General features: G+C 67.2%; 13 protein-coding genes, 1 tRNA gene and 2 pseudogenes. 9 read left to right on the top strand and 7 right to left on the bottom strand.

Going from position 1 to position 17,272, the window contains the following annotated elements:
* Position 1 precedes the first annotated feature (1 nt).
* From TFC3_RS06210 to TFC3_RS06190, 5 genes are read left to right on the top strand one after another with little or no spacing between them, the layout of a single operon-like run.
* Positions 2–760 carry a Flp pilus assembly protein CpaB gene (locus TFC3_RS06210; RefSeq protein WP_067496807.1) on the top strand — a complete coding sequence of 253 codons (759 nt, stop codon included), beginning with the start codon at positions 2–4 and terminating at the stop codon, positions 758–760.
* Complete coding sequence (locus TFC3_RS06205) at positions 757–1,929, top strand: P-loop NTPase (RefSeq protein ID WP_067496799.1); 1,173 nt, start codon at positions 757–759, stop codon at positions 1,927–1,929. The genes TFC3_RS06210 and TFC3_RS06205 overlap by 4 nt, the downstream gene beginning before the upstream one ends.
* Complete coding sequence (locus TFC3_RS06200) at positions 1,926–3,320, top strand: CpaF family protein (RefSeq protein WP_067496796.1); 1,395 nt, start codon at positions 1,926–1,928, stop codon at positions 3,318–3,320. The genes TFC3_RS06205 and TFC3_RS06200 overlap by 4 nt, the downstream gene beginning before the upstream one ends.
* Complete coding sequence (locus tag TFC3_RS06195; protein WP_067496793.1) at positions 3,317–4,273, top strand: type II secretion system F family protein; 957 nt, start codon at positions 3,317–3,319, stop codon at positions 4,271–4,273. The genes TFC3_RS06200 and TFC3_RS06195 overlap by 4 nt, the downstream gene beginning before the upstream one ends.
* Complete coding sequence (locus TFC3_RS06190; RefSeq protein ID WP_067496791.1) at positions 4,273–5,193, top strand: type II secretion system F family protein; 921 nt, start codon at positions 4,273–4,275, stop codon at positions 5,191–5,193. The genes TFC3_RS06195 and TFC3_RS06190 overlap by 1 nt, the downstream gene beginning before the upstream one ends.
* On the opposite strand, the gene TFC3_RS06185 is transcribed toward TFC3_RS06190, so the two are convergent.
* Complete coding sequence (locus TFC3_RS06185; RefSeq protein ID WP_236718009.1) at positions 5,122–7,875, bottom strand: transglycosylase domain-containing protein; 2,754 nt, start codon at positions 7,873–7,875, stop codon at positions 5,122–5,124. The genes TFC3_RS06190 and TFC3_RS06185 overlap by 72 nt on opposite strands.
* Positions 7,876–8,186: 311 nt before the next feature.
* On the opposite strand from TFC3_RS06185, the gene TFC3_RS06180 reads away from it, so the two are divergent.
* Both TFC3_RS06180 and TFC3_RS06175 read left to right on the top strand, forming a co-directional pair.
* A complete protein-coding gene (locus TFC3_RS06180) occupies positions 8,187–8,624 on the top strand; it encodes a response regulator (protein WP_067496784.1) in 438 nt (145 codons plus the stop codon).
* A gap of 34 nt (positions 8,625–8,658) precedes the next feature.
* Entirely contained in the window at positions 8,659–9,003 is a 345-nt protein-coding gene (locus tag TFC3_RS06175) for a PRC-barrel domain-containing protein (RefSeq protein WP_067496781.1), read from the top strand.
* Between the two features lie 3 nt (positions 9,004–9,006).
* Here TFC3_RS06175 and TFC3_RS06170 read toward each other — a convergent pair whose 3' ends face one another.
* The gene (locus TFC3_RS06170) at positions 9,007–9,396 is read right to left on the bottom strand and encodes a hypothetical protein (protein ID WP_236718008.1); all 390 of its coding nucleotides are present in this window, start codon (positions 9,394–9,396) and stop codon (positions 9,007–9,009) included.
* Positions 9,397–9,442: 46 nt separating this feature from the next.
* Between TFC3_RS06170 and TFC3_RS06165 the strand changes: the two genes are divergently transcribed.
* A complete protein-coding gene (locus tag TFC3_RS06165) occupies positions 9,443–10,174 on the top strand; it encodes a hypothetical protein (RefSeq protein WP_067496778.1) in 732 nt (243 codons plus the stop codon).
* Between the two features lie 22 nt (positions 10,175–10,196).
* Here TFC3_RS06165 and TFC3_RS06160 read toward each other — a convergent pair whose 3' ends face one another.
* Together TFC3_RS06160 and TFC3_RS06155 are read right to left on the bottom strand one after the other, a co-directional pair.
* The gene (locus tag TFC3_RS06160) at positions 10,197–11,444 is read right to left on the bottom strand and encodes an Ig-like domain-containing protein (protein WP_082771878.1); all 1,248 of its coding nucleotides are present in this window, start codon (positions 11,442–11,444) and stop codon (positions 10,197–10,199) included.
* 129 nt (positions 11,445–11,573) lie between these two features.
* The gene (locus TFC3_RS06155) at positions 11,574–12,851 is read right to left on the bottom strand and encodes an Ig-like domain-containing protein (RefSeq protein WP_067496772.1); all 1,278 of its coding nucleotides are present in this window, start codon (positions 12,849–12,851) and stop codon (positions 11,574–11,576) included.
* A 155-nt stretch (positions 12,852–13,006) separates the two neighbouring features.
* Between TFC3_RS06155 and TFC3_RS06150 the strand changes: the two genes are divergently transcribed.
* Positions 13,007–13,079, top strand: a tRNA-Lys gene (locus TFC3_RS06150).
* A 320-nt stretch (positions 13,080–13,399) separates the two neighbouring features.
* On the opposite strand, the pseudogene TFC3_RS35390 reads toward TFC3_RS06150, so the two are convergent.
* The 3 genes and pseudogenes from TFC3_RS35390 to TFC3_RS39105 form a co-directional block, all read right to left on the bottom strand.
* A pseudogene (locus TFC3_RS35390) lies at positions 13,400–14,099 on the bottom strand (transposase family protein); the annotation flags it as partial.
* 1,197 nt (positions 14,100–15,296) lie between these two features.
* Positions 15,297–15,507: pseudogene (locus TFC3_RS35385) on the bottom strand (transposase); the annotation flags it as partial.
* Positions 15,508–15,994: 487 nt separating this feature from the next.
* Positions 15,995–17,272: RHS repeat-associated core domain-containing protein (locus tag TFC3_RS39105; protein WP_236718007.1), on the bottom strand; the 1,278-nt coding region annotated here is incomplete at its 5' end.

Raw genomic sequence — 17,272 nt, 5'->3', positions numbered from 1 at the left:
AATGCGACGCCGGGTTCTGATCGTGCTGGCCGCGCTGGTGCTGGCCGGGTTCAGCGGGATATCGATGCTGCTCTACACCCGCGGCGTGGACCAGCGGGCCGTGGACGGGCGGCGGGCGGTGAGTGTGCTGCTGGCCACCAAGCAAATTCCCGCGGGTACGACCGCAGCGCAGATCCGCAAGGCCAAGCTGGCCCGCACCGTCGTCATGCCGGCCGGCACGGTGCCCGAGGGTGCCCTGACGAGTTTGGATCCGGCGCTGGATTCGTTGCGCCTGACCAGCGATCTGGCCCCGCAGCAGCTCGTGATGCGGGGGCTGTTCAGCAGCTCGGTGAGCAACTCGGCGAGCACTGTGGGCGTACCGGATGAACAGCTCGGCATCAGCGTGGAGGTCTCCATGGCTCCCGGCGTCGCCGAGAAGGTCACCGCCGGCGACCGCGTCACGGTTTTCGTCACCTATCCCCGCGACGCGCGCGCCAGCGACCAGCAGACCCGGGTGCTCATCCCGGCGGCCACGGTCATCAGCATCACCAGCGGCCAGCCCGCCGACGTGCGCCCGGCCCCCACGCCCACCCGCTCGACCCGCACCGCCTCGGCGCAGTCGTATCCCGTGACGCTCGCCGTCGACCAGCAGAACGCCACCCGGCTGGTGCACGCCGCGCAGACCGCCGAGATCTACCTCGGCCTGATCGGCGAAGGCGCCCAGGTCACCCCGTCGGCGGCGGTGAACTACGACTCGCTCTGGCCGAAGGAGACGCCGTGACGTTCTACGTCTATGTGGAGTCCGACGCCGAACGGCGCAGCACGGCCGGAGCGGTCTACCGCGAGTACGGCTTCGACATCGTCGACGACCTGGCCGGGCTGGAAAGCCATCTGCCGCGCAACCCCGAGACGCTGCTGGTGATGATCGGCGCGGCCGTGGACCTCGACGAAGCGCTGACCTTCACGGCGTACCAGCGGGTGCAACGGCCCTTGATCGGGGTTTTGCTCCTGCGCCGCAGTCTGGAACCCGATGTGCTGGCGCGGGCGATGCGGGCCGGGGTCCGCGAGGTGGTCGATGAGCTGGACGCCGAGGGGATCCGGGTCGCCTCGGCGCGCTCGATCGACCTGTCCAAGGCTTTGAGCACGACGTTGCGCAGCTCGAACGAGGTGCAACGCGCCAAGGTCGTGACGGTCTTCGCGGGCAAGGGCGGGTGCGGCAAGAGCGTGGTGGCCACCAACCTGGCCGCAGCGCTCAGCGCCGATGGCAGCCGTCGCGTGCTGCTGATCGACCTGGCCCTGCAGTTCGGTGACGTGGCGATCATGCTGCAGCTACCGCCCAACCGCAGCATCTCCGACGCGATCTCGATGGGCGGCAAGCTCGACGAGGCCGGGCTGCGCTCGGTGATCACGCCGTATCGGCCGGGCTTCGACGCGCTGCTGGCTCCCTCCAGCCCGGCCGAGGGTGAGCACGTCGGCCGGGAGCTGGTCTCCGAGGTCATCGAGGTGGCCCGCAACATGTACGACTACATCGTGCTGGACACCCCGCCAGCGGTCACCGACCAGGTGCTCTCGGCGCTGGATCTGACCGACTGGTTCGTGCCGATCGTGACCCCGGATCTGCCCACGTTGAAAAGCGTGCGGCTGACCATCGAGATGTTCGACCTGCTCGAGTACGCCCGGGATCGCCGGCTCGTGGTGTTCAACCGGGCCAACACCGAGGTCGGGCTGAGCCTGGAGGACGTCGAGGAGGCGGTCGGCGCGTACCTGTCCGTGCACGTGCCGTCGTCGCGCGACGTCACCGTGTCGGTCAACCGGGGCGTGCCGCTGGTGTTGCAGGACCCGACGCACCCGGTGAGCCTGGCGATCCGCAAGCTGGCCGACCGCTGCGCCGGGGTGTCCAGCGCGGTCGAGTCACGCCGCCGGATCTTCGCCCTCGGCAGGCGCAAATGAGCCTCTCCGCGCGGATCGCAGCCCGGACACAGTCGCAGGCCCCGCCCTCGGAACCGGCCGAGCAGGGGCCGTTGTCGGCGACCACCGAGCGCTACCGGGCGGCCGGCATGCAGACCGGGGACTCGGTCACCGAGGTCCGGCTGCGCATCCAACGTCAGCTCGCCGACGAGCTCGGGCCCACCCTGTACGCGGCCGGCGCGGCCGGGGACGACCTGGATGCCCGGGTCAGGCAGACGCTCACCGAGCTGATCGCGCGGGAGCAGACCCCGCTCGCGGGCGCGGACAAGGCCCGCATCATCCGCGACGTCACCGACGACGTGCTCGGGCACGGGCCGATCGAGTCGCTGCTGCGTGACCCGTCGGTCAGCGAGGTCATGGTCAACGGGCCGGACCTGATCTTCGTGGAGCGCTTCGGCCGGCTCGAACGCGCCGATGTGGAGTTCGACGACGAGGCCCACCTGCGGCGCATCATCGACCGGATCTGCTCGCGGGTGGGCCGGCGGGTGGACGAGGCCAGCCCGATGGTCGACGCGCGCCTGCCCGACGGCAGCCGGGTCAACGCCGTCGTACCGCCGGTGGCTCTGGACGGCTCCTCGCTGACCATCCGCAAGTTCTCGGCGTCGCCGCTGACCGTTGACGACCTGATCCGCTTCGGCACGCTGACCGCCCGGACCGCCGAGTTCCTGGAGACCTGTGTACGGGGACGCCGCAACATCGTGGTCAGCGGTGGCACCGGCTCCGGCAAGACCACGATGCTCAACGTGCTCAGCGCGTACGTGCCCTACGACGAGCGGATCGTCACCGTTGAGGACGCGGCCGAGCTGCAGCTACGGCAGGACCACGTGGTCCGGTTGGAGTCGCGCCCCAACAACTCCGAGGGCCGCGGCTCGATCAGCACCCGCGACCTGGTGCGCAACGCGCTGCGGATGCGCCCCGACCGGATCGTGGTCGGCGAGGTGCGCGATGCCGCCGCGCTGGACATGCTGCAGGCGATGAACACCGGGCACGACGGCTCGCTGACCACCCTGCACGCCAACGCACCCCGCGACGCCATCGCCCGGATGGAGACCATGGTGCTGATGGGAGGCATGGACCTGCCGGTGCGCGCGATCCGCGACCAGATCGCCTCGGCGGTCGACGTGATCCTGCAGATCAGCCGGCTCAAGGACGGCAGCCGCCGGATCACCCACATCTCCGAGGTGGTCGGCATGGAGTCGGACGTGGTCAGCGTGCAGGACCTGTTCCTGTTCGACTTCAAGGCCGGTACGGACAGCGCCGGACGGTTCCGGGGCACGCTGGAACCCACCGGGCTGCGCCCCCGCTTCGCCGACGACTTGGCCGTGTACGGCGTCACCATGCCGGCCGCGCTGTTCACCAAGGGCCGCCGGTGATCTGGCTCGCGCTCGCGGTGATCGGGCTGACCGCTGCGGTCTTCCTCATCGCGTACGTCATCCTGGATGCGCTCTTCGGCCGTACCTCCTTCCAGCGCCGCCTCGCCTCGCTGCGCCGCTTCGCCGTGCAGAACCCGATCCAGAACGGGCGCTGGCTCGTCCTGCTGCGCACCGAGGTGACCCGGCTCGGCGAGTGGCTGGCGCGGATCATCCGGCTTGACAGCCACGCCCTGCTGGACGCGGCAGCCGTGCCCATCCGCCCGGCCGAGTGGCTGGTTATCAGGGCCGCCGCCGCGCTCGCCCTGGCCCTGGTGCTGGGCCTGATTCTGCCCTGGTACCTGGGGGTGCCGGCCGGGCTGGCCGCCGGTCTGCTGCTGCCCAACGCGCTGTTGCAGGGCCGGGTCGAGCGCCGCAAACAGCGCTTCGCCGAGGAGTTGCCGGACACGCTGCAGATGGTGGTCAGCTCGCTGCGCTCGGGTTTCACGCTGCAGCACGGCTTGGAGAACGCGGTGCGTGACAGCACCGGCCCGGTTCCCGCGGAGCTGCGGCGGGCGTTGTCGGAGACCCGGCTGGGCGCCGAGCTGGAGGACGCGCTGGAGGGCGTCGGGCAGCGCACCGGCAACCACGACATGCAGTGGCTCGTCATGGCAATCAAGCTGCAGCGTGAGGTGGGTGGCAGCCTGTCCGAGGTGCTGCAGACCACCGCCGACACCATGCGCGACCGGCAGAACCTGCGGCGCAACGTGCGGACCCTGTCCGCCGAGGGCCGGCTGTCCGCGGGGATCCTGCTGGCCATGCCGCTGATCCTGGGCACCTGGATGCTGCTGTTCCGACGCGAGTACATCCGGCCCCTGTACACCGATCCGCGCGGGCTGCTGATGCTCGGGATCGCGGCGGTGCTGCTGGTAGTGGGTGGCCTGTGGCTGCGCCGAGTGGTCAAGGTTGAGGTCTGATGGGGCTGCTCGTCGTCCAGATCGTCGCGGTGCTGACCGCGGCCGCGTCCGTGGGCATGTTCGTGCTGGCGGTCGCACTGCCGCCCACCCGGGGCGAGCGGATGATGCGCACGCTGGGCATGTTCGGGGCCCGCGGCAGGCTCGTCGACGAGCGCGGCCCGGCTCTGGATCAACGGCTGCGGGCGGCCACCCTCGCGTTTTTCGACCGGCTGGGGCGCGCGGTCACGCCGGCGGGCGCCCGGGTACGGCTGGAGCGCCTGCTCGACTACGCCGGCAACCCGATCGACCGGCCCCTCGACACGGTGGTGCGCCGCCGCGCCCAGCTACTGATCGGCATGGGGCTGGCCGGGGTGCTCGGCGGGGCTGCGCTCGCCGGGGCACCAGGGGCGCTGCTGTCCGGGCCGTCCGCCGCCGTGCTGGGCCTGTTCCTGCCCGACATCGCGATCCACGACCTGGGCTCGAAGCGCCAGCGGGAGCTGGGTCAGTCGCTGCCCGACGTGCTGGACGCGCTGGTCATCGGGGTGGAAGCCGGGCTGGGCCTGGACGCCGCGATGGCCCAGGTCTCGGCCAACCTGACCGGCCCGATGCCCGCCGAGATCACCCGGGTACTGCAGGAGATGAAGATCGGCATTTCGCGAACGGAGGCCCTGCGCTCGTTGTCCGCCCGCACCACCGTGCGCGAGCTGCAGTCGTTTGTCACGGCGGTGATCCAGGCCGGCGAGCTCGGCGTGCCGATCGCGGGCGTGCTCCGGGAACACGCCCGCGACCAGCGCACCAAGCGCCGTCAGAAGGCCGAGGAACTGGCCCAGAAGGTGCCCGTGAAGCTGCTCTTCCCGGTGCTGTTCTGCCTATTTCCGGTCATCTTCGTGGTCATCCTCGGACCCGGCATCCTGCGGTTGCTCGACACCCTCGGGCGTTGAGCTGCTGCTCGTCTGCGGGTCCGGGCTTCCGCTGGTCCCAGGCCCGGCGCTCGGCGGATCGGTGGGCTGAGTCTGATCGGCAGGCTGAGTCTGACTCGGCTGCGGGCTCGATGGGGGGCTCGGCGTTGTCTTCGACGGCGACGGCCCGGGTTGCGGCTTCGCGTCGATGGTCCGCTCAGGCAGGTCGAACGTCCACCCTTCCCGCTTGAGCTTCGGGATCAGCTTCGTGAGCGCCTCGACGGTCTGCTCGCGCTCGCCGCCACCGTCGTGCACCAGCACCACCGCCCGCGGGGTCAGCTGGTCCTCAATGCGCTGGGCGATGACTCCGGCGCCGGGCAGCAGCCAGTCGTCCGGGTCGACGAGCCAGCCCAGCGGGGTGTGGCCCAGCTTCGCGCCCTCCTTGGCCGAGGCCCCCCACGAGCCGTACGGCGCCCGGAAGTACGTGATCGTCGCCCCCGGAGCCGCCGCCGCAATCGCCGCATCGGTGCGCTGGATGTCGGCCTTCGCGGCGGACGCGCTCATCTGCCCGAGGTCGTCGTGCTCCCACGAGTGATTGCACAGCTGGTGTCCCTCGGCGACGATCTGGCGCACGGTCGCCGGGTAGTTCTCGACCTCCTCGCCCACCATGCAGAACGTCGCTTTGATCCCGTACTGCTTCAGGATCGCCAGCACCTGCGGGGTGTACGACGATGGCCCGTCGTCAAACGTCAGCGCCAGCCGCTTGCCGGTGCCAGCGGTGTGCACCACCGGCGTGCCGAACCCGAGCTTGCTGTCGCCGTCCGGCTTGCCGCCCTCGCCGATGCTCTCGCCGCGCCGGCCGTCAGTGCCCTTCTTGGCGATGTTCTTGGCCAGCCCGGCATCGCCCACGTCGGTGCGGCCTACGTGCGCCGCCTCGGGCAGCGCCACCTTGGGCGAGCCGGTCAGTGCGGCGCGGGTGAAGTCGCTCCACAGCCGCGCGGGCACGGTCTCACCGTTGATCGGCTTGCCGTTCTTGTCGCGGATCGGGCCCGGCTTCTCCTTGCCGATCCACACCGTGGTCGCCAGGTCCGGGGTGTACCCGGCCATCCACGCGTCCTGCGTCTCCTTGGTGTTGCCCCACTGCTGCGAGCCGGTCTTGCCCGCGGCCGGGCGCCCCGGTGCCAACTTGTCGCTGCTGACCACCGCGCTGAGCACCGAAGTGACATCGGCGGCCACCGCCTGGTCCAGAACCGGCGTGGACTTGGGCACCGCGGTGTAGAGCCGCTTGCCGCCGGCGTCGTCGGCCGTCTGCACGAAAAACCGGTCATGGCGTACGCCACCAGCCGCGAACGTCGCGTACACCGAGGCCAGGTCGCCGGGTGTCACCGCGTAACGCCCAATCGCAATGTCGGCGCGCGTCTTGCCCGGCTTCGGGTCACCCTTGACGTCGACCAGCGTCGGCGTGGACCCGTACTTCCGGCTGATGCCCAGTTCCCAGGCCATGTCGCGGACCGCGGTGACGCCGATCTGCTCGGTGACCGCGTAGAACGGCGTGTTCAGCGAGTCGACCATCGAGGTCTGCAGCGTGCAGTAGGGGCACTGCAGGTTGTGGTGGTTCTTCAACGGCACCCCGAGGCGCCCCGGGAACAGCCGCGGCGATCGGCCATCCCACTTGGACAGTGCGCTGATGCCCTTGTCCAGCGCGGCGGCCAGTACGATCGGCTTGAACGTGGACGCGGCCGGGTGCGAGGCTAAGGCGTCGTCGAAGTAGCCGCGTTCGGCGCCGCCGTAGTATGCGCGTACCCCTCCGGTCTGAGGGTCGAGCGCGACCAGCGCGGCGCGCAACCCGGCCGGCTGGTCCTTGAGCTTCGCGGCGATCCGCTGCACTGCCGCCTTTTGAGCGGTGGTGTCCAGAGTGGTCACCACCCTCAGCCCGCCGGTGTGCAGCATCTGCGAGTTGACGCCGTGCCGGGCCAGCTCGCGCTCCACCCGGTCGATGAAGATGCCGTCGGCGCCCGGGTTCTTGGCAGTGGCCGCGCTGACCGCGGGGTATTCCAGCGCGCCGGGCAGCCAGTTGAGGTCGCGCTCGGCCTTGACCACCCAGTTCCACCGCTTGCGCGCCGCCGTGGCGTCGTTGGCCGGGTCGAAGCCCCACGGGTCCTTGATGACCGAGGCGAGCACCGCGCCCTGCGCCGGGGTCAGCTGCTGCGGGGTGATGCCGAAATAGGCGTGCGCGGCAGCGGCGATTCCCTGCGCGCCGCGTCCGTAGTAGATGGTGTTGAGGTAGCGCTCAAGGATCTGGTCCTTCGTGTACTTGCGTTCCAACTGCACCGAGAGCGCCATCTCCTTGGCCTTGCGGCCCATCGAGACGTCCTGGGTGAGGAAGGCGTTGCGGGCATATTGCTGGGTGATCGTCGAGGCGCCCTGGCGGCCCCCGCTGACGTCGGCCACCACCGCCCGGACCACGCCGCGCATCGAGACCCCGCCGTGGCTGTAGAAGTCACGGTCCTCGGCGGCAAGGATCGCTTTGCGCACCTCGACCGGGATCGCGGACAGCGGGACGTCGCTGTGGTCCACCGTGCCGACGCGCGCCAGGATCGTGGTGGCGTCACGGAAATACAGCGTCGAGGCCTGCGGCTCGATCGGGGCGGACGGCAGCGGCACGGACTCCACGTAGGCCTCGGCTGCCGCGGCGCCGGTCACCCCGTAGAAGAGCGCAATCACCAGAAGACGGACACCGATCCGGCGCCACAGCCTCCGGCGCGGTTTGGGCTTCTTCCGGGTTGGGTATTGATCCCCGTTCGCTGTCACGAAGGGTTGACGTTTGAGACCCGGCAATTAGTGGCAGTCGATGCCCGACTACTTTGCGCCACGATTCACTCACGATTGTTTCGTACGTGGTGAGCTGGCATTTCTGGCAGGTTGCAGGGTGGCGGTATGACACTCATCCCATCTTCACGTAATTCATACCTTCCTCATGTGGTGGTGTGCCTCCCCCGCACCTATGCTTGCGCCACTGCAACCAAGGGGGCACGGTGCGAACTCTCGAGATCCTCGTCGTCGATGATGACGATGCCGATGCCTTCATGATCTCGGAGGCGCTCGAGAACTCGGAGCGTTCCACGACGGTCAACCGCGTGGCCGACGGCCGCGAGGCGCTGGACTACCTGCGCCGCAACACCCCGTTCGAGCACGCCCACCGCCCCGACCTCATCCTGCTCGACCTCAACATGCCCCGCATGGACGGGCGCGAGACGTTGGCCGCGATCAAGACCGATGACCAGCTGAAGAGCATCCCCGTGGTCATACTGACCACCTCGGGTGCGGCCCTCGACATCGCGGCCAGCTACCAGCACCGGGCCAACGCGTACGTGACCAAGCCCTTCGGCCTCGACGAGTTCGAGTCGACTGTCCGCACAATCGACCGGTTCTACCGCGAGGTCGCCATCCTGCCGCCCGGCGATCGGGGCTGATTACAGCTTCCGGCCACGGGGTACGTGCCGGCGTATGGCTGACACAGAAACTGCCCCCGAGGACCTTGGCGCACCCCAGTCGTTCCTGGTGCTCAGCGACGACACCCCGGTCTACGATCGGGCCGGCGACAAGGTCGGCACGGTGGAGCACGTGCTCTCCGACGACCAGGACGAGATCTTCAACGGCCTGGTGATCAAGACCAAGGACGGCCACCGGTACGCCGCAGCCACCCTGGTTGACGGCATCTACGAACGAGCCGTGATCATCGCCCAGCCAGCCGCCCAGCTTCCCGAGCCCAGCGAGAACGCTACCGGCGACGACTCCTCGCTGACCGACGGCCTGCGCCGCGCCTGGAACTGGCTCATCCAGCCGAAGTAACCCTCACCCCACGGCTTCCAGCCCACTGTCGCGGCACACCTGGACCATGTCGGCGGCCGCGGCGCTCACCGCGGCCACCTTGTCCGGTTCATCAGCGGCGCCGTGCGCGGCCACGGCTGCGGTGTAGGCGTCGTTGAGCCGGTTGGCGGCATCGGCGACCGGGGCGTCGGCGGTGAGGCCGGCCTGCTGGATGGCGGTGACCACGCCCGCCGTCATGAGCGAGGCCGCGTCGACCGCTGCAACGGCCTGACCGCAAGCCAGGGTGCCGGGCGGTTGATCATCGGCGGCGGTGACGGCAGGACTGGGGGTAGGCGGCGCCGCTTCGGGCTTCCCGGCGCTGCACCCCGACATCAGGATCATCATCGACACGCTTACGCTCAGTGATCGCCGCACCGCATGAGGGTAACGCCTTTTCCTGATCGTTTACCGTGGTGTCACGATGAGCGACCAACCCGAGGTACCCGCCTGGATCGAATGGCCCGTCCGGGTGCTGGCAACCATCGTGGTGCTGCCGTTCCGGCTGGCCTGGGAAGCACTGCACCTCCTCGGCCGGGGCCTGGCCCGGATCGGCCGTGGCCTCGCCTGGCTGTGGCATTACCTCGTCGTGGTTCCGTTGCTTTTTCTGTGGCGCTACCTCGTCGTGGTCCCGCTGGCGTTTCTCTGGCGCTACCTGGTCGTGGTGCCGGTTCTCTGGATCATCCGGTACGTCCTGACGCCGGTCTGGGACTTCCTCGCCTGGCTGACCGCGCCGGTGTGGCGGGCCCTGGGCCGGGCAGTGGCCTGGGTCGCAGGCGGGCTGATCTTCGTGTTCGAGGCGCTGGTCCGCTTGCTGTACCGGTGGCTGCTGCTGCCGTGCTGGTGGGCGATCCGCTGGGTGTCGGTGCAGCTGTACCGCTGGGTGCTGCGTCCGGGCTGGCTGGGCGCCGGCTGGTTGCTGAGCCTCGGCTACCGCTGGGTGCTGCGGCCGCTGGGCCTCGCCATCACCTGGGTCTCGGTGCAGGTCTGCCGGTGGCTGCTGCGGCCGGCCGGACTGGCGGTGGCGTGGGGCTGGCGCTGGACCGTACGCCCGGCTTGGCGTGCCCTGGCCGCCACGGGCCGCTGGATCCGCAGCGAGATCCTGCACCCGGCTGCCGAGACCGCCCGCAGCTTCCTGCGGGCGATCGGCTTGTAAGAGAACCGGGCTGGTCGACGATCTAGAGGGCGCTGCCCTTCTTGTACTCGTCCCAGCTCAGCTCCCAGTCGGTCCAGCCGTTGCCCCACTGCAGCTTGCGGCCGGTGCCCTTGACCTGGACCACGTCGCCCATCATCGTGCGGTCGAAAAGCCACTTGCCCATCGCCTCGGAGACGTTGACGCAGCCGTGCGAGACGTTTTGCTTGCCCTGCACGCCCTCGGACCAGGAGGCGGCGTGCACGAACTCGCCACCCCAGGTGTAGCGCTGGGCGTAGTCGATTTTCGTCCGGTAGCCCTCGCCCTCGGGAAGCTCGTCCATCGTGTCGAAGACGGTGTGTTCCTTCTTCTCGATGATGACGGCGGTGCCGCTGGAGGAGGGGGTGCTCGGCTTGCCCAGGCTGATCGGCAGGGTCTTGATGACCTTGCCGTCCTGGGTGACGGTCATCTGCTTCTTCTTGGCGTCGGCAACCATGATGAAGGAGCGGCCGACCTTGAGATCCACCGTCAGGTCGGAGCGGCCGTAGTAGCCCTTGTCCATCTCCACACCAGCCAGCCCGAGGCTGTAGTGAATCTTGGTGTTGGCCTTCCAGTAGGTCTTGGGGCGGTAGTGCAGCTCGGTGCCGCTGAGCCAGTACCAGGAGCCTTCCTGGCTCGGGGTGGCCGAGACGACCATGCGGCGCTCGACGTCGGCGCGGTATTGCTTGGGCACCGAGCGGCCGAACTTGACGATCAACGGCATGCCGACGCCGACCGTCTGGTCGTCACCGAGGAAGCTTGACACCCGCACCAGGTTGGCAGGCTTCTTCATCACCGTGAACTTGCTGGTGGTGGTGCCGGTCTTGTCGCCCGAGGCGGTGCCCGTGACCTCCACGGTGTAGGTCTCACCCCAGCTCAGTGCCTTGGCCGGGGTGAAGGTCTTGTCGTCCTTGTCCAGCGTGCCCTGAACTTCCTTGCCGTCGGGGTCGGTGACCTTGACGGTGGTGTTGCCCGGGTCCTCGGAGTCGTACTTGACAGCGGTGATCGCTTTGACGTCGGTGGCGTCGGACGCCGGAGAGGTGACCTTCACCGTGCTCTGCTGAGGCTGCGGCGATGCGGCGTCGCCGGCGGGAGCACCGCTGGACGCTCCCCCACCCTGCCAGGCCGGCGAGGACGACTTGTCGTCGCCGCCGCTGCAGCCCGCGCTCAGCAGCACGGTCGCGGCGACCAGCGCCGCCGCGGCAGTGCGCCACTGCCGCCGTCCGGTCCCGCCGGTCACTCTGCGAAGCCTCATGATCCCTCTCATTGCACTGTTGTCCGGTGCCCATCATCCGTCATGGATGCCAGGCTCCCCATCCCGGATTCGTGCCACCCGGTCCGTCCGGGCGCTTGGACTTTACGCTTCAAATATCACGACTTGACGTCACGCCTGTCCGGCCTGAGCGGCCAGTTCGGCCGGGACCGGCAGAGCGCTGCCCTTCACGAACTCTTTCCAGCTCAGATCCCAGGGCGTCCAGCCGTTGCCGTACGCCAGCTTGTCCTCGGTACCCCGAACCGTCACCGGATCACCCACCAGCGTCTTGTCGAACAGCCAGCGAGCGTTGGACGGGGACACGTTGACACAGCCGTGTGACACGTTGCGCCGGCCCTGCGAGCCCACCGACCAGGGCGCCGAGTGGATGTACTGGCCGGACCAGGTCAGGCGCTGCGCGTACTCGATGTCGGTGACGTAGCCCTCGCCCGGGGGCATCTCGTCCAGGGTGTCGAAAACCGTTGCGGCCTTCTTCTCCATCACCACCATGGTGCCACTGGACGACGGGTTCTTCGGCGAACCCAAGCTGACGGGCAGTGTTCGTACCGTCTTGCCGTTCTCCACGACCGTCATCTTTTTGCTCTTGTTGTCGACCTTCATCACGAAGCTCCGGCCGATCTTGGCGCTCGCGGACCGGTCCTGGTCGCCGTACCGCCCGCCGCCGGCGGGCAGACCGCCGACCGCGATGCGCACGTCAAGCTTTGTGCCGGACTTCCAGAAGGTCGGCGGACGGTAGTAGACCTGGGTGCCGGCCTCGGTCCAGGACCAGGTTCCGGGCTGTGCGGGCTCACTCTTGACGAAAAGCCGCTTCTGTACGGCCGCACGATCCTTCTTCTTGATGCCGGGACTGAACTCCACCACGATCGGCATCGCGACGCCGTAGGTGTGCTCGTCGAACAGGTAGAGCCCGGTGCCCGTCTTCTTGGCCGGCTTGGCCATCGTCGTGAACCGGGTGGTCTGCGTCTTGCTCGCGCCCGCAGCGTCGGTGGCGGTGACGCTGGCCTCGTACGACTGGCTGTTCTTCAAGGGGCTGCGCGGCACCCACGCCGAGCCGTCCTCGCGCAGCTCGCCCGCGACGGCCTTGCCCTTGTCATCCTTGAGCGAGACAGTCGTCACCTTGCCACCCGAGACCGTGAAACCGATTTCGGCGCTGACCGGCACGCCCTTCTTTCCGGAGCCGGGCGTCACGCTCAGCTCCACGGCACCGGGCGCGCTACTCACCGCCCCGGATTCGGGAACGGCCGAGGCCCCCGCGGCAGGAGCGGCCGAACTCGCAACCGGAGCGGCGCCGGCCGCCTCCGAGTCGTCGTCGCCGCAGGCAGCCAGCGCCAGGGGCGCCACCACCACCAAAGTCACGATCGCCAGAAGCGAACGCCTTGTGCTGACCATCCTCTGCCCCGTTCTCACGTTCCGCGCGGCCATCCTGCCCTACCAAGGCAAGAGACGGGGTCCACCAACCGGTGGGTTGCACGTCACGATCATGCGGGAGGGGCCGATTTCAGCCCCCGGTGGAGCCCGTGTTAATGTTTCTCCGTTGCCAACGAGCGCCGCTAGCTCAACTGGCAGAGCAGCGGACTCTTAATCCGCGGGTTGTAGGTTCAAGTCCTACGCGGCGCACAGGCTATCTTGGCCCTGATCAGGCATTTTACGTCTGATCAGGGCCATCTCTCTGTCCAGCGTGGACGCTTGTGTAACCCATGTGTGCTCTAGAGCTGTTGGTAACCCCGGTGGTAGGCGGTATCAGGCAGCGCTGCGAGCCACCTGTGGCGTAGCCACAGGCCCGTGAACGGTGGGGCTGGGGGTTCGATAGCCTCAGTTTCCGCTCGTCAACCGGCACACGTCTAGTGCGAGACGCCGGGGTCCGTCCGTGGAGGTTCGACCGGGGATGATTAAGTTGCTCCACGTGCCGTCGCCCGGGAGGCGATCGAGCTTCAGCCCAGCTTGGTTAGGACTTTCCAGGTCTTGAGGGGTCGCGTTGGCGCGTTCTCCGTAGGAACGGATCCGGGCGTGGGCGCGGTCGACCTTCTTCTGCCAGCGGGACAGCTTCGGCCGGTAGCGGTGGCGTTTGAACGGCGTTCGGATGCTGCTGTGGGCGCCTTGGTATGCCTTGCCGGCGAACGTCATCACGTTTTCACTGGTCAACGTGTCGATGTTGGCGTGGGCGCGAGCGGCGGTCAGGTCGTGGGTTGAGCCTGGCAAGGCTGCTGATGCCCAGACCAGCCGGCCTGCCGGGTCCGCGATGACCTGCACATTGACGCCGTGACGGCGGTGTTTGCCGGAGTAACAGGGCTTCTGATCGGCGACCCGGTCGATGGCGATGAGAGTGCCGTCGAGGATCGTGTAGGCCGGCAGCCGGATCCGGGCCATTGCGGCGTCCAGGTCGTCTGCGGTGGCGGCGAGCAGGTCGATGGCTTCGCGAGCGTATCGCCAGGCGGTGGCAACGCCGATCTCGAATCCGCAGGCCAGGCGGGTCAGCGTGTCGCCGTTGCGCAGGTGGGCCAGGGCGAGCAGGGCTTGTCGGCCGGGGTCGAGTCGACGCCACCGCGTCGACCAGCGGGGTGACCTTGGACGGGAACACCTCGCCGTTGATCGGGGCGGAGCCGTCCGAGGTGGAATTGATCGGCAGGTCGTACTCAAGCGGCTTGTCCAGGGTGATCGTCGCGTTCAGCGGGTCCCCGGAGGTCACCATGAAAACTTGCTGGCGCATGTGCAGGTTTTCCAGGTCGTAGTCGCTCGGGACCGCCTTCATCTGCTCGTAGAACTTCTGCGAGTTCGCGGCCATCACGTTGACCAGGCCGCCGACCTTCAAATTGTCGAACGGCGAGTTCGCCGCGAGGTAGACCGTCTTGTCACCCTTGCGGCCGGCGTAGTTGGCGTCGCCCGGCTTACCGCGCAGCGTCAGCCCGTTGGTCCAGCGGTCATTGACCGTGCCCTCGAACAGATCCTTGCGATTGGCCGGCGCTGCGGCGTACTGCGCGGCGTACTTGTCTGCCACGGCCCGGGTTTGCACCCGGAACAGTCCACGACCGGGCCAGAGCCAACCGCCGGTTGCTTCGCCGGAGGTCATCGCGTCCTCGTCCCAACGCGAACCGTCCTTGGTGATCGTGTCGTACCGGGTGTTCGCGTCCGGGGCGTACACCAGATGCGTACCCGTCGCCGGGTCCGATCCGGCCCCACGCAGGATCAGATAGTCGGCGTCCAGGTGCAGCTCGTGGCTGACGTTCAGGGTGCACGCGGGCAGCAGGATCCGGCTTTCCTTGGTGTAGTCACCTGTCGGCGAGCACTGCGCCTTGACCTGATCGACCGCCGCCTGCAACCCGCCGGTGTCATCCGCCCCATCGTTCGGCTTCACCCCGAACTTCGTACGCAGGTCGTCCGCGCTGATCCGGCACGCCGTCTCCGTGCGCACGTTGGCGTCCGTCGGCAGGATCGTGCCACCACCGAAACCGGCCTTCGACCAGTCGTACAAGCCCGACACCGGCTTACGCCGGTTGTCCGCGCTCACCCACAGGCTCTTCAGTGCCGGGCCGGGCTCCTCATATACCTGCTTCGGCGGGGCCCATCCTTCCGGCACGACCGTGAACTCCGCGGTCACCCAGTCGGTGTCCGTCCACCGCGCCTTCAGCTTGTGCGCACCGTCCGTCGTTGACACCGACCACGTGTACGGCGCCGCTGCGCTCTTACCCACGTAATGGTCGTCGAGCAGCCACGTGATCGTGCCGGTGACCGCGTCCGCGTTCTGCAACGTCGCCGTGAACGGCGAATTGACGGTCGCACCGTCCAACGCCCGATAATCGACCGACAGATATGGCTTCGTGTCGGCCGCCGCGGCCGGGGCCGCCCACGCCGGCCCGTCTTTCGCGAAGCCGGTGTCATCGACCACCCACACCGTCGGCGAGACCACACCAACAGCGGAAGTCGCGACCCGTCTCCGGACACCGGTCACATCCCACGTCGACGAAGTCAGAAACTGTTGCAGATGCTGGTGGTCAACGCCCAGACGGGCTGCCATCGGCTGCATCGACTTCCGCTGTCCGTCCAACATCAACCCGCGCAGATACCGGGCATTTGCCCTCCGATTGGACCTGCATCGCGCTGAGGTTTTGCGGAAACGAGTTTCCATCGCTTGGTGACATTAGACCAAAGTCCATATTTGACCTTGAACTAATCGGCCAGAATTACCATTTACCTTACACATGGAACTCGTTCGTGTGAGCGCCCACTGCGCGCTAATGGGCGCCCACACGCCGATTACTTCCTTATAAGTCTGACTGATTCTGCTTCGATCGACAATGAAACCATCATTGACCGTTTTAAGTCTGACCGACCAAGCATTTTATGAGCTAGAGCCGTGATCTACTCGTCTGATCGCCCAAATGCCGCTAAAAATGACCAGACCAACACCGAGCAAGCCAAATAGCGTCAGAACGGCGCCCGCAGTTGAGAATGGACTGCGCCAGTATAAGAATGCAACAATACCGCAAACCGCTACGAAGACAGTTAGGAGAGCAACGACACGCGCCTTTGATTTATTAGTCATCTAAGCAGCTATCAAACTTCACGCATTGACGAACAGACATCGCATCCAGTCCGAGTGACACGGCACCAACGACCGCCACTCCGGCGATGAGTGGCGCACTGACCGGGGCAAGTGCAACACCAATCATTGTTCCGCCGATCATGGCGAGGTTCGTGAACATGTAGTCGATGCCGGAGGTTTGCCCGGTTGGGTCGATGTAGTTGACGGGGTTCGCACCCGCGTAAGCATAGCGGTTCCCCTTGCTTGGGTCGCCGGCGAAGCTGAGGTTGTCCTGCTGGGTGAAGCGGCCCTGGTAGGAGTTGTACCAGCGCTGGCCATACTTGGTCAGCGTGGTGTTCTTATCGTAGATACCACCAACGTAGCGAACAATGTTCGGTTGCCCGAGTCCGGTTTCGTCGGTGCTGGTGGCAGCGCCGTAAGGGTCATACTGATAGGTGGCGGCCACAATGTTGTTGCTACCGACGATGGCCATGACTGAACCTTGTCCATCCAGGACATAGGCATAGTCGGCGGTGCCGATGCGCAGACCGAGTGGTGAGCCGAGTCCGTCGCGTTCGACATAGGCAGTGAGGGCTGCACCGTTGGTCCAGGACTGCAGCCATGCCATGCCGTGCTGGTCGTCGTGGCCATAGTCCAGCTTAATGGAGCCAGCCTGAGTCAGTTCGACTTGGTCGGTCCCGGCGTAGGTATAGCTGGCCTGGTCACCAGGCCCGGAGGCGGAGGTCATCTGGTTAGCGGCGTTGTAGGTGAGCGTGCCGATGACCGGCTCGCTGACCTTGGTTTGATTGCCGCGGTTCTCGTACACGTTGCTAGTGGTAGTGACCTGGTTGGCTGAGTTGTAGGCCAGGGTCTGGGTCGTGGTGCTGTCGACCTTAATGCTCTTGCGGTTGCCGTTGCTGTCGTAATCGTAGTCGTAGGTTTTGCCATTGAAATTGGTAGCCTTCGTCAGGCGGTTACCCTTGTCATGGCTGTATTCGCTGACCTTGCCGCTGATTTCATTTTTCTGCCACTGACGCAGGCCGGTGTCCTTATCCTTGTCCGTAGAGCAGGACTGGCCCGAGACGTACTTGGCGTAGCAGTAGGTCGTGTCGAAAACTTTTGCCGGGGAGGCGGAGTTTCGCGTTGATGTGATGCGTAGCGGCCGGTCGGACTTGTCGTATGTGGTTTCGGTAGGCAGCGCCCATGTGCTGTTGGTGTCGTTGGTGGCGAAGTATTGGTGGGTGCGGTTGCCGCTCTTGTCGTACTGGAAGTTGTAGCGGGTGCCGCCGGC

It is taken from the genome of Actinoplanes sp. TFC3 (assembly GCF_001553785.1).
Taxonomy (GTDB): domain Bacteria; phylum Actinomycetota; class Actinomycetes; order Mycobacteriales; family Micromonosporaceae; genus Actinoplanes.
Note: the sequence above shows the minus strand (reverse complement) of the source record. Positions and strands in the feature narration are given on the sequence as shown.

What these genes read in the sequence shown, in the direction of transcription:
- TFC3_RS06210 (WP_067496807.1), top strand. Translation starts at nt 2, where the DNA reads ATGCGACGCCGGGTTCTGATCGTGCTGGCCGCGCTGGTGCTGGCCGGG.
- TFC3_RS06200 (WP_067496796.1), top strand. Translation starts at nt 1,926, where the DNA reads ATGAGCCTCTCCGCGCGGATCGCAGCCCGGACACAGTCGCAGGCCCCG.
- TFC3_RS06190 (WP_067496791.1), top strand. Translation starts at nt 4,273, where the DNA reads ATGGGGCTGCTCGTCGTCCAGATCGTCGCGGTGCTGACCGCGGCCGCG.
- TFC3_RS06175 (WP_067496781.1), top strand. Translation starts at nt 8,659, where the DNA reads ATGGCTGACACAGAAACTGCCCCCGAGGACCTTGGCGCACCCCAGTCG.
- TFC3_RS06165 (WP_067496778.1), top strand. Translation starts at nt 9,443, where the DNA reads ATGAGCGACCAACCCGAGGTACCCGCCTGGATCGAATGGCCCGTCCGG.
- TFC3_RS06160 (WP_082771878.1), bottom strand. Translation starts at nt 11,444, where the DNA reads ATGAGGCTTCGCAGAGTGACCGGCGGGACCGGACGGCGGCAGTGGCGC.
- TFC3_RS06155 (WP_067496772.1), bottom strand. Translation starts at nt 12,851, where the DNA reads ATGGTCAGCACAAGGCGTTCGCTTCTGGCGATCGTGACTTTGGTGGTG.